This window comes from uncultured Propionibacterium sp. (assembly GCF_963539965.1).
GTDB lineage: Bacteria > Actinomycetota > Actinomycetes > Propionibacteriales > Propionibacteriaceae > Propionibacterium.
In genome coordinates, this window is the sequence record NZ_CAUTOU010000001.1 from 144,509 (window position 1) to 156,615 (window position 12,107).

11 protein-coding genes and 2 tRNA genes are annotated in these 12,107 nt (G+C 70.0%); 2 read left to right on the forward strand and 11 right to left on the reverse strand.

Annotation, left to right across the window (positions count from 1 at the left end):
• Positions 1 to 37: 37 nt before the first annotated feature.
• Positions 38 to 349: a hypothetical protein gene (locus R2N01_RS00650; protein WP_316667408.1), complete on the forward strand. Its 312-nt coding sequence runs from the start codon at positions 38 to 40 to the stop codon at positions 347 to 349.
• 30 nt (positions 350 to 379) lie between these two features.
• Here the strand turns inward: R2N01_RS00650 and clpX are convergent, their stop codons facing one another.
• The 8 genes from clpX to R2N01_RS00690 all read right to left on the reverse strand — a co-directional run bounded on the left by clpX (position 380) and on the right by R2N01_RS00690 (position 6,611).
• The gene (gene clpX / locus R2N01_RS00655) at positions 380 to 1,654 is read right to left on the reverse strand and encodes an ATP-dependent Clp protease ATP-binding subunit ClpX (protein WP_316667523.1); all 1,275 of its coding nucleotides are present in this window, start codon (positions 1,652 to 1,654) and stop codon (positions 380 to 382) included.
• A 176-nt stretch (positions 1,655 to 1,830) separates the two neighbouring features.
• Complete coding sequence (locus R2N01_RS00660) at positions 1,831 to 2,493, reverse strand: ATP-dependent Clp protease proteolytic subunit (RefSeq protein WP_316667410.1); 663 nt, start codon at positions 2,491 to 2,493, stop codon at positions 1,831 to 1,833.
• A gap of 8 nt (positions 2,494 to 2,501) precedes the next feature.
• Positions 2,502 to 3,107, reverse strand: a complete 606-nt coding sequence (locus tag R2N01_RS00665; RefSeq protein WP_316667524.1) for an ATP-dependent Clp protease proteolytic subunit — start codon at positions 3,105 to 3,107, stop codon at positions 2,502 to 2,504.
• Positions 3,108 to 3,284: 177 nt separating this feature from the next.
• Positions 3,285 to 4,382 carry an AI-2E family transporter gene (locus R2N01_RS00670; protein WP_316667412.1) on the reverse strand — a complete coding sequence of 366 codons (1,098 nt, stop codon included), beginning with the start codon at positions 4,380 to 4,382 and terminating at the stop codon, positions 3,285 to 3,287.
• Positions 4,383 to 4,504: 122 nt separating this feature from the next.
• A complete protein-coding gene (gene tig / locus R2N01_RS00675) occupies positions 4,505 to 5,914 on the reverse strand; it encodes a trigger factor (RefSeq protein ID WP_316667414.1) in 1,410 nt (469 codons plus the stop codon).
• A 181-nt stretch (positions 5,915 to 6,095) separates the two neighbouring features.
• A tRNA-Gly gene (locus R2N01_RS00680) sits at positions 6,096 to 6,166 on the reverse strand.
• 85 nt (positions 6,167 to 6,251) lie between these two features.
• A tRNA-Pro gene (locus tag R2N01_RS00685) sits at positions 6,252 to 6,327 on the reverse strand.
• Between the two features lie 83 nt (positions 6,328 to 6,410).
• Complete coding sequence (locus R2N01_RS00690; RefSeq protein ID WP_316667416.1) at positions 6,411 to 6,611, reverse strand: hypothetical protein; 201 nt, start codon at positions 6,609 to 6,611, stop codon at positions 6,411 to 6,413.
• Positions 6,612 to 6,683: 72 nt separating this feature from the next.
• Between R2N01_RS00690 and R2N01_RS00695 the strand changes: the two genes are divergently transcribed.
• Positions 6,684 to 8,078, forward strand: coding sequence for a hypothetical protein (locus tag R2N01_RS00695; protein ID WP_316667418.1), 1,395 nt, complete (start codon positions 6,684 to 6,686; stop codon positions 8,076 to 8,078).
• 26 nt (positions 8,079 to 8,104) lie between these two features.
• On the opposite strand, the gene ligA is transcribed toward R2N01_RS00695, so the two are convergent.
• From ligA to R2N01_RS00710, 3 genes are all read right to left on the reverse strand, one after another.
• Positions 8,105 to 10,273, reverse strand: coding sequence for an NAD-dependent DNA ligase LigA (ligA, locus tag R2N01_RS00700; RefSeq protein ID WP_316667420.1), 2,169 nt, complete (start codon positions 10,271 to 10,273; stop codon positions 8,105 to 8,107).
• Positions 10,274 to 10,341: 68 nt separating this feature from the next.
• Entirely contained in the window at positions 10,342 to 11,094 is a 753-nt protein-coding gene (locus R2N01_RS00705) for a hypothetical protein (protein WP_316667422.1), read from the reverse strand.
• Positions 11,095 to 11,425: 331 nt separating this feature from the next.
• Positions 11,426 to 12,055, reverse strand: coding sequence for a disulfide bond formation protein DsbA (locus R2N01_RS00710; protein WP_316667424.1), 630 nt, complete (start codon positions 12,053 to 12,055; stop codon positions 11,426 to 11,428).
• Between the last annotated feature and the right edge of the window lie 52 nt (positions 12,056 to 12,107).

A 12,107-nucleotide genomic window follows, 5' to 3' on the forward strand; every position in this document is an offset into this window, starting at 1 on the left:
CGAGCTGTCCCGGTCCGGTTCGGATGGAGGTTGCACCATGCCGTCGTTCCGCGCTCAGCTGCCCGTGCACGACGTGCGCCCCGGCCATCGCCCGCCCGAGGTGCTCGGCGCCGCCCGGGATGCCGTTCCCGGGTTCGCCCACTGCGATGACGTGCGCCTGGACCTGCCGCGCGGCGTACCGATCGTCACCGTCCGCTTCTCGATCCGTCCGGGCAGCGGGAAGGACGAGGACGCCCGGGCCCGGGCGTGCGGCGACGAGATCAGGAACAGGCTCGAGGCCGTGGCCGTCGTCTCGCCACCGCGCATGCACAGGAGACGGGGCGGCGGCTGGCTGGCGCTGCTGCGCTGAGGCCCGCTCCACCGGTCCGCCGGACGGCCCTCATGCCGCCGGCTCGCCGGCCTCGGCCCTCGTGACGAGCTGCGGCTGCGCCGCGCCCAGCACCGCGTCACCGGTGATGACCACCTGGACGACGTCGTCGCGACTGGGCACCTCGAACATGACGTCGCCGAGCGTCTCCTCGAGGATGGCGCGCAGGCCGCGCGCGCCGGTACCGCGTTCGATGGCCCGCTGGGCCACGGCGCCGATGGCGTCCTGCGTGAACTCCAGGACGACACCGTCCAGGTCGAAGAGCTTGGTGAACTGCTTGACCAGGGCGTTGCGCGGCTCGGTGAGGATGCGGCGCAGGGCCGTCTCGTCGAGCTCCGGTACCGTAGCGATGACGGGCAGGCGTCCGATGAACTCGGGGATCAGCCCGAAGGAGTGCAGGTCCTCGGGACGCACGCCGACGAGCGGGTCGGCGCCGACCGGCCGGCTCTCCACCCCGTCGGTGGTGAAGCCCACCGAGCGCCTGCCGACGCGCTCGGCGATGATGTCCTCGAGACCGGCGAAGGCACCGCCGACGATGAACAGCACATTGGTGGTGTCGATCTGGATGAACTCCTGGTGCGGGTGCTTGCGTCCGCCCTGCGGGGGGACCGAGGCGACGGTGCCTTCGAGGATCTTCAGCAGCGCCTGCTGCACTCCCTCGCCGGAGACGTCACGGGTGATCGAGGGGTTCTCGGACTTGCGGGCCACCTTGTCGATCTCATCGATGTAGATGATGCCGGTCTCGGCCTTCTTGACGTCGTAGTCCGCGGCCTGGATGAGCTTGAGCAGGATGTTCTCGACGTCCTCGCCCACGTAGCCGGCCTCGGTCAGGGCCGTCGCATCGGCCATGGCGAAGGGCACGTTGAGCATGCGGGCGAGGGTCTGGGCCAGGTAGGTCTTGCCGCAGCCGGTAGGGCCGATCAGCAGGATGTTGGACTTGCCCAGCTCGATGTCGTCGGCGACGCGCTTGGTGCCCTCGGCACCTGTCCGGGCGTTGAGGCGCTTGTAATGGTTGTAGACGGCCACCGCCAGCGATTTCTTGGCATCGTCCTGGCCGATGATGTACTGGTCGAGGAATTCGCGGATCTCGGCGGGTTTGGGCAGCTGCGAGGGGGCCTCTGCCTCATCGAGCTGGGAGAACTCCTCCTCGATGATCTCGTTGCACAGGTCGATGCACTCGTCGCAGATGTAGACCCCCGGGCCGGCGATGAGCTTCTTGACCTGCTTCTGGCTCTTGCCGCAGAACGAGCACTTGAACAGATCGCTGCTCTCTCCAATGCGCGGCATGGCCACCTCCTCGATGAGCGCTGATCCGGCGCACGACAGCGCACCGGACCGGGTCGATCCGACCCCTCGAATCCATTCAAGCATGCCCGCTCCCATTGGACGCGGCATGGTCACAAAGATTAGCCCCGCCCGCGCAGCGATCCCGGCAGGGACTACTGCGCGGACAGAGTCGTCGTTCAGTCCTTCAGCGAGGTGAGGATGTCGTCGATGATGCCGTACTCGACGGCCTCGGAGGCGGTGAGGAACTTGTCGCGCTCGACGTCGGCGCTGACCTTCTCCTTGGGCTGGCCGGTGGCGTCCGAGAGCATGGTCTCCATGAGCTCGCGGATGCGCAGGATCTCATTGGCCTGGATCTCCAGGTCGCTGGACTGGCCGTAGCTGCCCTCCCCGCCCATGGACGGCTGGTGGATCAGGATGCGGCTGTTCGGCAGGGCCAGGCGCTGGCCCTTGGTGCCGGCCGCCAGCAGCACGGCCGCGGCCGAGGCGGCCTGGCCGAGGCAGATGGTCTGCACGGCCGGCTTGATGTAGCGCATCGTGTCGTAGATGGCGGTCAGCGCGGTGAACGAGCCGCCGGGCGAGTTGATGTACATCGAGATGGAACGATCGGAATCCATCGACTGCAGGCACAGCAACTGGGCCATGACCGCATTGGCGATGTCATCGGTGATCGGCGTACCGAGGAAGATGATGCGATCCTCGAACAGCTTGGTGTAGGGGTCGACCCGGCGCACGCCGTAGCTGGTGCGCTCCTCCCACTGGGGGATGTAGTACTCGGCCGTGGGCGAGACCGCCGTACCGTCTGGGGCAGGGGGCAGCGCCGCGCTGTAGTCGTCAGTCATGGGGTTCCTCACTGGTTCGGCGCGTCGTCCATGGAGATCTTCGACGCGCGGTCGTAGACGTGATCGATGAAGCCGTACTCGAGGGCCTCGCCGGCCGTGAACCAGCGGTCGCGGTCGGAGTCCCTGGTGATCTGCTCGACGGTCTGACCGGTGTGCCTGGCTATGAGCTCGGCCATCTCGTGCTTGAGGTGGATGCTCTGCTCGGCCTGGATCTTGATGTCGGAGGCGGTGCCGCCGATGCCGCCCGAGGGCTGGTGCATCAGGATGCGGGCGTGGGGCAGCGCGTAGCGCTTGCCCGGGGTGCCGCCGGACAGCAGGAATTGGCCCATCGAGGCGGCCAGGCCGATGGCGACCGTGGCCACGTCGTTGCTGATCCACTGCATGGTGTCGTAGATCGCCATGCCGGAGTCGATCGAGCCGCCGGGCGAGTTGATGTAGAGGTAGATGTCCTTGTGGGGGTCCTCGGCGTTCAGGAGCAGCATCTGCGCGCAGATCGCATTGGAGTTCTCGTCCTTCACCTCGGAGCCGAGGAAGACGATGCGATTGGCCAACAGGGACTGGTACACGTTGTCGGTCAGGCCGACGCCACCAGTACCGGCGGCCATTGCGGGCAGCGCGGGATCCTTGACCATGTCGTTGTCATTCACACCGTCGAACCCTACCCGTAGGCCCTGACAAACCGGAGCGGCGTTCTCCCGGGTTTCACTTCTGGCGTGAAAGTTGAGTCTCTGCGACTCATGTTCGTTCGGGGAATCTCCGCCGAGCCGTCCGTGCCGGGCCCAGGAACCGGCTCAGGCGCGCTGCCGGACGGCCCCCTCCGCGTCGTGCGGGTCCGAGGCGATCAAGGCGTTGACCCATTTCGTACGGGGATCGGTGTCGATGACGAGCGCCTTGACGAGCAGGGTCATCGGCAGGGCCAGCAGGGTGCCCAGGGCTCCGAGCACGGCGCCCCATACGAGCAGGGAGATGAACGAGACGGTGGGAGTCACGCCGACGGCGTCGCCGGTGAAGCGCGGCTGGATGATCGTCTGAACGACGAAGTTGAGCACGCAGTAGATGACGATGACGGCGACGGCCTGCTTCCAGCCCAGCGAGACGAGGGCGACCAGGGCCGGCGGGATCAGGCCGACGACGAAGCCTATGTTCGGGATGTAATTGGTCAGGAAGCTCAGCAGGCCCCAGACCACGACGCCCGACACGCCCATGATCTGCAGGGCGACGACGTCGAGCACGGCCACGATGAGGCCGAACACGGTGGTGACGATCCAGTAGGAGCGGACGCCCTGGCTGAAGGAGCGGAAACCCGCGACGATCCGGGAGTGGGTCGAGGCGGCGATCGACAGGCGCTGGGCGAAGCCGGCGGTGTCCATGGCGATGAAGACGAGGGTGCAGACCAGGATCGACAGCCCGCCGAGGAAGCCGGTCGATGCGGTGAGCAGCGAGCTGGCCGCGTTGAGCAGCGAGTTCGGGTCGATCTTGCTCAGGACCCCCGTCAGCGAGGAGCGGTCGAGACCCATGTCGGAGGCGAAGGAGATCGCCTGGTCGTACAGGACGATGAACTGGTCGGCGTACTGCGGGATGATGCCGATGATCTCGTTGACGGCCCAGATGAGGCCGGCCACCATGGCCAGCAGCAGGACGAAGACCATGAGCGCGACGACGGCCGCCGACAGGGCGGGAGGGCAGCCCTTGCGCACGAGCCAGGCATGGAGCGGGTAGGCCGTCACCATGAGGTTCAGCGCGAGGAAGATCGGGCCGAAGATGCCCGAGTAGTTCTTCAGCATCATGAGGGCGGCCAGCACCAGGACGACGCCCAGTGCGACCTGCAGGAATCTCGGCAGACCGCCGATCGGCGTCTGCGCCCCGTCGCCGCTGCCCGTCTCGCCCATGAATGATTCCTTTCGCCCTCTCACCGACCGGACCGAGCGCTCAGCCTGGCAATGCGGAGTCCGGGCCGTCGGCGACCCTGTGCTGCGGATGCCCGGCGCCTCCACCACCGGCCGGCCCCGGATCAGGCCTCGGCCTCCTCCTCGTCCCCGGCGGTCGGGGCCCGCCCGTCCTCGGACTCAGCGGATTCGGGGGCGATGGTGCCGTCGTTCTGCAGGCGGGTGAGCTCGACCTCCTCGCCCCCGGTGTCGGTGACGGTGGCCTCGTCGACGATCACGCCGAGGGCCTTGCCGCGGCGGACCTCGGCCATCCATTCGGGCATGTGGTTGTGCTCGGTCATGTGCTTGATCTCCTGCTCGGGAGACGTGCCGTTCTGCCGCGCCTTCTGGAGGAGCAGCTGGGTGAACTCCTCCTGGGAGACACCGATCTGCCTGTCCTCGGCGAGCTTGTCCAGGATGATCTGGGCGCGCAGGCCCTGCTCGGCGCGCTCGTCGACCCCCTTCCAGAACTCCTCGGGGGTCTCGGCCGTCTCGTCCTCGGCATCGGCCAGGTACTGCTCGACGGTCAGGCCGGCGGCGTTGAGCTGGGACTCGATCTGGTCGTGGTAGGCCTTGACGTCATTGTCCAGAACGGTCTGCGGCAGCGGGAAGTCGAGCTTGCCGATGACCGCCTCGAGAACCTTGTCGCGAGCGGTGTTGGCCTGGTCGAGCCGGCCGATGCGCACGAGGTTCTCGCGCACATCGGCGATCATCTCGTCGACGGTGTCGAACTCGGAGACGAGCTGGGCGAAGTCGTCGTCGAGGTCGGGCAGCTTCTGCTCGTTCACCTTGGTGACGGTCACCTCGATGTCGGCGTCCTCGTCGCGGTGCGGACCGCCGACGAGTTTGGAGGTGAAGGTCTTGGTCTCGCCGGCCCTGAGGCCGATGAGGGCATCGTCGAGCCCCTCGACCATGCCGCCGGCGCCGATGCGGTACTGCATGCCGTTGCTCGCGGCGTCCTCGATCGCCTCGCCGTCCCTCGTGGCGGACAGGTCGATGAGAACGACATCGCCCTCGGCGGCGGCGCGATCGACGACCGTGAGGGTGCCGAAGCGCTGGCGCAGCAGTTCGACGCGCTCATCGACATCGGCGTCGGTGACCTCGACCGGCTCGACCTGGACCTCGACCTCGGAGAAGTCGGGCAGGTCGAATTCGGGACGGACATCGACCTCGGCGGTGACCTCGGCGACATCGCCGTCCTCGAGTCTGGTCAGTTCGACCTCGGGGTTGCCCAGCGGGGCGACCTTGTGCTCGCTGACGGCGGCCGAATAGGCGTCCGGGATGGCGTTGTTCACGGCCTCCTGGAGCACGGTGCCGCGACCGAAGCGCTGATCGATCAGACGCGGCGGCACCTTGCCGCGTCGGAAACCGGGCAGATTGATCTGCTGGGCGATCTGCTTGTAGGCCTCGTCGATCTTCGGCTGGAGGTCGACGAAGGGCAGTTCGATGGTGAGCTTCACCCGGGTCGGGTTCAGCTGCTCGACGGTGCTCGGCACTGGGGACTCCTGTATGTGGGACACATGTGCGCGCCATGGCGCAAAACATGCTTGTGGGCGTGCGCGGGGGCGCACATAACGCCCGCCGATTTTAGTCGGCCGCGCGACAGGCACCAAGAACGCCGCGCCAGCGGTGCGGGATCATGGCGGGCGCGCCACTGGTCGGGGCGCGGCGGGTTCGAGCGAACGACGGGAATCGAACCCGCGTAGCCAGTTTGGAGGACTGGGGCTCTACCATTGAGCTACGTTCGCGCGGCCCCGATGGGCCGTGCCCCATGGTAGCCGACGCGCGGACGGTGTTTCATCCCGGTGAGCCGCCGGGCTCCTGCTCCGACGATGGTCGGGGTGACCGGACTCGAACCGGCGACTTCCTGCTCCCAAAGCAGGCGCGCTGCCAACTGCGCCACACCCCGCGTGATCCGTACGCCCGCCGGGCGGGCACACAGGTGAAGGCTACCGCAGAAGGCCCCGCACCGCCGGGTCCGCGACCGGGCGTTCAGGGCCGGCGCCCGGTGGCGCCGCCCCGGGCCCTGGCCAGCAGATCGGGCAGCTCAGCGGCGGCCCGCCTGCGGAGGGCCTCGCCCGGGCGGCTGATCTCCCGAGCGCGCAGGGCGCGCTCGTGGTCGACCATGACGGTGATGCCGTCGCGGCCCAGCCCCCTGCGGCGTCCGCCCGCCGTGCGAGTACCCGCGGCCATGCGGGCACGCTAGCAGTGGACCCTCCGCCCTGCCCCACCGGGGCCGGACGCTCCGTGCGTAGGGTTGAGGCGATGAACGCGACGACGCCCCGCACGCTGAGCTGGGAGCACCTTCGCCTGGACTGCGCCCCTCGCGAGGTGCGCGTCTCGGACCGCGAGCAGGATCGACCCGTCGGCACGGCCACCATTTCGCTGGGCGAGCAGTGGGACTTCGAGGGTCTTGAGGCCGACGCCGACGAGGCGACCTGGCGCTGGAGCTCACCGGAGGCCGGTGCACGCCTGAGGCTGACGGCCGATCGGACCATCAGCGCCCGTCTGTCGGTCACCGCGGGCGGCTCGGGCGCTGCCGTTGCGGCGGGGCCCGCCGTCGACTGGCGAGGCGCCTTCTCCTGCCCGTCCTGGCCGGGCGGCAGCAGCGGCCTCGTCCTGCTGGACGAGCGCCCCGCCGACGGACTGGTGGTCACGGCCAGCCAGACGCGCGGTCACGTCCACGAGGAGGACCGGGGCCTGGTCCTGGTGCCGGAGGGGCTGGAGCTGGCCGCCGGCCGGTCCTGGGTCAGCGCCTGGACGATCGACCTGCACCCGCACCGCGCGGCGGCCCTGGCGGGCCTGCCCGCATGGCTCCCCCATCGGCTCGACGTCGCCGTGGGCGAGCCGGTGCGGATCGGGCTGCCCGACGCCGCGGTGAGCGGGCCGGGCAGGATCTCGACGGACGAGGGGGGCAGTCTCATCGAAGCCGGGTCCGGGGTGCACCGCTTCAGGGTCGCCGGCCCCGGTGTGGACGCCCAGCTGCAACTGGCCTGGGCCGGATCGGTCGCCGACACGGCCCTGCGGCGGGCGCACGGCATCATCGGCGCCGACCCCCGCACGACGAGCACCGCGCAGGCGATGGTCGTCGCATGGGCGGACGCCCGCCACGGGCTCCCCCACGACCAGGCGAGCGGGTTCCTCAGGACGTGGGCGGACGAGCTGCTGGACCGCCCCGGCGTGCCGGTCGACCCGCTCGGCATCGTCCCGCTGCTGGTGGCGGCCGAGGACGACCCGGCCCGGCTCGGCGCCGTGGCGGGACGCCTCGACGCGATTCCGGCCTCGGCGGGCGCGCTGCTGGCCTGGATGAGCGCCGCACCCGTGCTGGCCCGTTCCGGGCTCGCGGCGCCCGTCCCCCCGGTGGACCGGGCCGACGCCCTCTGCCGGGTGCTCTCGGCGGTCGTCACGCACGCGCCGGGCGCCCCGCAGGAGCTGTGGGAGCTGCTCCCCCGTCTGCACAGCGGTCTCCCCTGGCCGATGGCCCCCGGGCACGCCGCCGACGCCGCCATGCACTGCGCAGCGCTGGGCCTGGCACCCGCCGGCTGGGACATCGGCGCGCGGATGCCGTGGTCGCTGCCGGACCTCATAGCGGCCACCCGCGCATGGCTGTGCGCGGGCGGCCCCGATGACGCGGCGCTGGCCTGGCTGGTCTGGGGCTGAGGCCGACCGGCCCGGGCGGCCTCAGGTCAGCGCCCCTGCAGTCCCTTCTCGAGCAGTTCGCGGAAACCCGCCTCGTCGAGGACTGGGCGCCCGAGCTCCTCGGCCTTGGCGGCCTTGGAACCGGCGTTGGCGCCGACCACGACGAAGTCGGTCCTCCTGCTGACCGAGCCGGTGGCCCTGCCGCCGCGGGAGACGATCGCCTCCTTGGCACTCTCGCGGGTGAAGCCCTCGAGCGTTCCGGTGACGACGACGGTCAGCCCGGCGAGCGTCTGCGCGGGCCCGTCGGGCGCCTCGTCGGCCATGCGCACGCCGGCGGCGGCCCAGGCGTCGATGATCTGCCGGTGCCAGTCGACCTCGAACCAGGCCCGCAGCGAGGCGGCGATGACACCGCCGACGCCCTCGGTGGCGGCCAGCTCCTCGGCGCTCGCGGCGCGGATGGCCTCGATCGAACCGAAGCGGGAGGCCAGCGCGCGCGCTGCGGTGGGCCCGACGTGACGGATGGACAGGGCCACGAGCACCCGCCACAGCGGCTGGGACTTCGCCGCCTCGAGGTTGACGAGCAGCTTGCGGCCGACGGCCGACAGCACCCGACCGTCCACGACGCCGGGAGCGGGCGCCTCCTGCTCGCCGGCGATCTCCCTCTTCGTGGCGCCGCGCGTGTAGATGTCCACCTTGACCAGGTCGTCGGCGGTCAGGTCGAACAGACGGGCCTCGTTGTCGATCACGCCGGCGCGGAGCAGGGCGGCGGCCCCCTCCTCGCCGAGCGCCTCGATGTCGAAGGCCGAACGGGAGGCGGCCGAGAAGAGGCGCTCCCGCAGCTGGGCCGGGCAGGACCGCTGGTTCGGGCAGCGGATGTCCTTGTCGGACTCCTGCTCCGGGCGCAATCCGGTACCGCACTCGGGGCAGTGCGTCGGCATGACGAACTCGGTCTCGCCGCCGGTGCGCAGCTCGACGACGGGCCCGACGATCTCGGGGATGACGTCGCCGGCCTTGCGCAGGACCACCATGTCGCCGATGAGCACGCCCTTGCGCCTGACCTCGAAGGCGTTGTGCAGGGTGGCCATCGACACCGTCGACCCGGCGACGCGCACCGGGTCCATGACGCCGTAGGGCGTGACGCGGCCGGTGCGCCCCACGTTGACCCGGATGTCGCGCAGGCGGGTGTTGACCTCCTCGGGCGGGTACTTGTAGGCGATCGCCCAGCGCGGGGCGCGGCTGGTGGACCCGAGCCGTTCCTGGTCGGCCAGGTCATCGACCTTGACGACGATGCCGTCGATCTCGTGCAGCAGGTCGTGGCGGTGCTCCCCGAAACGGGCGACGAAGCCGAGCACGGCGCGGGCGTCCCCGACGCACTCGTAGTAGGGGCTGACCGGCAGGCCCCACGTCCTGAAGACCTCGTAGACCTCGCTCTGACGGGCGACGTCGAGCCCCTGGTGGGAGCCTATGCCGTGGCAGATCATCGACAGCGGGCGGCGGGCCGTGGCCGCGGGGTCCTTCTGGCGCAGCGAACCGGCCGCGGCATTGCGGGGATTGGCGAAGATCTGCTTGCCGGCCCGTTCCAGCTCCGCGTTGAAGGCGTCGAAGGCCTCGATCGGGAAGAAGACCTCGCCGCGGGCCTCGACCAGGGCGGGGGGCGGGAACTCCGGGGAGGGGGCGAGGCGGTGCGGGACGGCCTCGATGGTGCGGGCGTTCGGCGTGATGTCCTCGCCGACCCGCCCGTCGCCGCGGGTGGCCGCCGTCGCGAGCGCGCCGCCGGCGTACTGCAGATCGATGGCCAGGCCGTCGATCTTCACCTCGCACAGCCAGGTGGGTTCGCGGCCGAGGGCCTCGGTGGTCCGGGACATCCACTCCTGCAGCTCGTCCAGGCTGAAGACGTCGTCGAGGCTGAGCATCCGCTGGGGGTGCTCGACCGGGGCGAAGCCGGTGACCGTCTGCGGGGCGCCGACCCGCTGGGTGGGGCTGTCGGGCGTGCGCAGCTCGGGGAAGTCGTCCTCGAGGCGCTCGAGCTCGACCATCATCTCGTCGTAGGCGGCATCGGTGAGCACCGGGGCGTCGAGGCCGTAATAGGCCTGCTGGGCGTCGTCGACGAGACCGACGAGCTCGGCGTGGCGGCGTTGCCGGGCCGGGCCTGGCCTGGCCGGCTCGGGAGCGGAACCGTCAGCGGGGACGGCATCGAGGGCTGCGTCGGTGTTCATGGCAACCATGATGCCCAACAGGGCCGACGGTCCGGCCGTACGACGCCCGGACGGCGAGGGGAATCCGGTCACGCACCGCCGGAGCCGCCCCAGCCGGTGGCCTCGCTGGCGATGGTGTAGCTGGTGATGACCCTGTGCTCGGACAGCTCCTCGGGCTTGTTGAGGAGCCACTCGGCGAGATCGTTGCGCTCGATGACGGCCACGTCGTCGGGGGCCTGCTGGATGATCAGCCGGCGGTCCTTGACCGGCACGACGACGCCGGTGACGCCGAGGTCGAGGCCGGAGTCACGGCTCATCAGGTCCATCGCACGCGAGGCGTTCTGGCGGCTCCTCGAGATGTAGGGGCGGTCCTTGCCGTTGACGCGGAAGATGTCGCCCTCGACGAAGAGCTTGGCGCCGGGATGGTTCTTGGCGCTGAGCAGGAAGACGCCGCCGGGACCGACCACCATGTGCTGGGGGACGACGATGCCGTTCGCCGTGCGGGCCATCTGCACGAAACCCCAGCGGGGGTCCAGTGCGGCCATGCGCACGAGTTCGGAAGCGAGCATCTCGTCGGCGTCCACCTCGAGGCGCTGGGCGCGCGAACCCCCGCCGAAGCCGAGAAGACGATCGAAGAAGGCCCGGACGCCGCGGGTGCTGCGACGGGCCTCGTAATCGCCATCGCCCGCTCGCAGCTGCGCCAGGAAGGCGTCCCACTCGTCGCGCGTCTCGGGATTGGGCATGGCCCGGCGCGCCGAGTAGCCGCGGGTGGCCTCGATGAACGATTCGTCAAGAGGCTCAAGCGCCCGCCGGGCGGGCACGTAAGTCAAGGTGTCGCTCACTCAAGTCACCTGTCAGTGCAATGAAAGGATCCAATCAACGAGTCTTGCGGGGGTATTCGCCCGCCCGGCTCGGGCATGATCAAATCACAATGGCATTGTTCATGGACGCGAAATCGCCCGGTCAATCGCACACTACGAGCCCCTCCATAGCCTGTTCACAGGCCTTTCACGGCTTCGGGCTCGGCGACCGACCGGGCGAGTCGTTCCGGGGCCTCGCGCACTCCCGGAGCGTCCGTTGCATGCAGTTGTGCGTATATGCGTTGCATCCCCCGATCCCCGGATATCCCTGCGAAGTGAATGCGCGGGGCCCGCGCCCCGGAGCGCCCGCGTCTCAGTCGAAAATCGGACCGACGGTGCGGGTGCGCTTGAGCTCGAAGAAACCGTCGTACGCGGTCATGAGGGAAACGCCGTCGAAGAGCCGGCCGGCCTGCTCGCCCCTGGGCGCGGGGCTGATGACCGGGCCGAACATGGCCTTGCCGTTGACGTGGATGACCGGGGTGCCGACGTCGGCCCCGACCGGGTCCATGCCGGCGTGGTGGCTGGCGCGCAGGGCCTCGTCCCAGGCATCGGTGGTGGCCGTCTCGGCGATCGAGGTGTCCAGGTCGAGGGCTGCGAGCGCGTCGCGGACGACCCCGGCATCGCCGACGGGCTCCCCTCTGAGGTGGTATCGGGTGCCGAGCTCGGTGTAGAAGGCGCGCAGGGCGCCCTGGCCGTAGGCCTGCTCGACGCCGACGGCGGCGCGCGCGCCGACCCAGCCGCGATCCATGAGGTCCCGGTAGTCCGGATCGAGGTCGCGTCCCTCGTTGAGGACGGACAGGCTCATCACGTGGAACTCGGTGCGCACGGGCCGCACCCTCTCGACCTCGAGCATCCACCGGCTCGCCAGCCATGCCCACGGGCACAGGGGATCGAACCAGAAGCCGACGGTCTGCAGCTGAACGGGAGTCGAAGTGTCAGTCATGGGTCCAACTGAACCCGTCCGGGTCCGCCCGCACAAGCGCCTGCCGTCACGC

Excerpts from the sequence above, each read along its gene's own strand:
- R2N01_RS00650 (WP_316667408.1), top strand. The coding sequence starts at position 38 with ATGCCGTCGTTCCGCGCTCAGCTGCCCGTGCACGACGTGCGCCCCGGC.
- clpX (WP_316667523.1), bottom strand. The coding sequence starts at position 1,654 with ATGCCGCGCATTGGAGAGAGCAGCGATCTGTTCAAGTGCTCGTTCTGC.
- R2N01_RS00660 (WP_316667410.1), bottom strand. The coding sequence starts at position 2,493 with ATGACTGACGACTACAGCGCGGCGCTGCCCCCTGCCCCAGACGGTACG.
- R2N01_RS00670 (WP_316667412.1), bottom strand. The coding sequence starts at position 4,382 with ATGGGCGAGACGGGCAGCGGCGACGGGGCGCAGACGCCGATCGGCGGT.
- R2N01_RS00690 (WP_316667416.1), bottom strand. The coding sequence starts at position 6,611 with ATGGCCGCGGGTACTCGCACGGCGGGCGGACGCCGCAGGGGGCTGGGC.
- R2N01_RS00695 (WP_316667418.1), top strand. The coding sequence starts at position 6,684 with ATGAACGCGACGACGCCCCGCACGCTGAGCTGGGAGCACCTTCGCCTG.
- ligA (WP_316667420.1), bottom strand. The coding sequence starts at position 10,273 with ATGAACACCGACGCAGCCCTCGATGCCGTCCCCGCTGACGGTTCCGCT.
- R2N01_RS00710 (WP_316667424.1), bottom strand. The coding sequence starts at position 12,055 with ATGACTGACACTTCGACTCCCGTTCAGCTGCAGACCGTCGGCTTCTGG.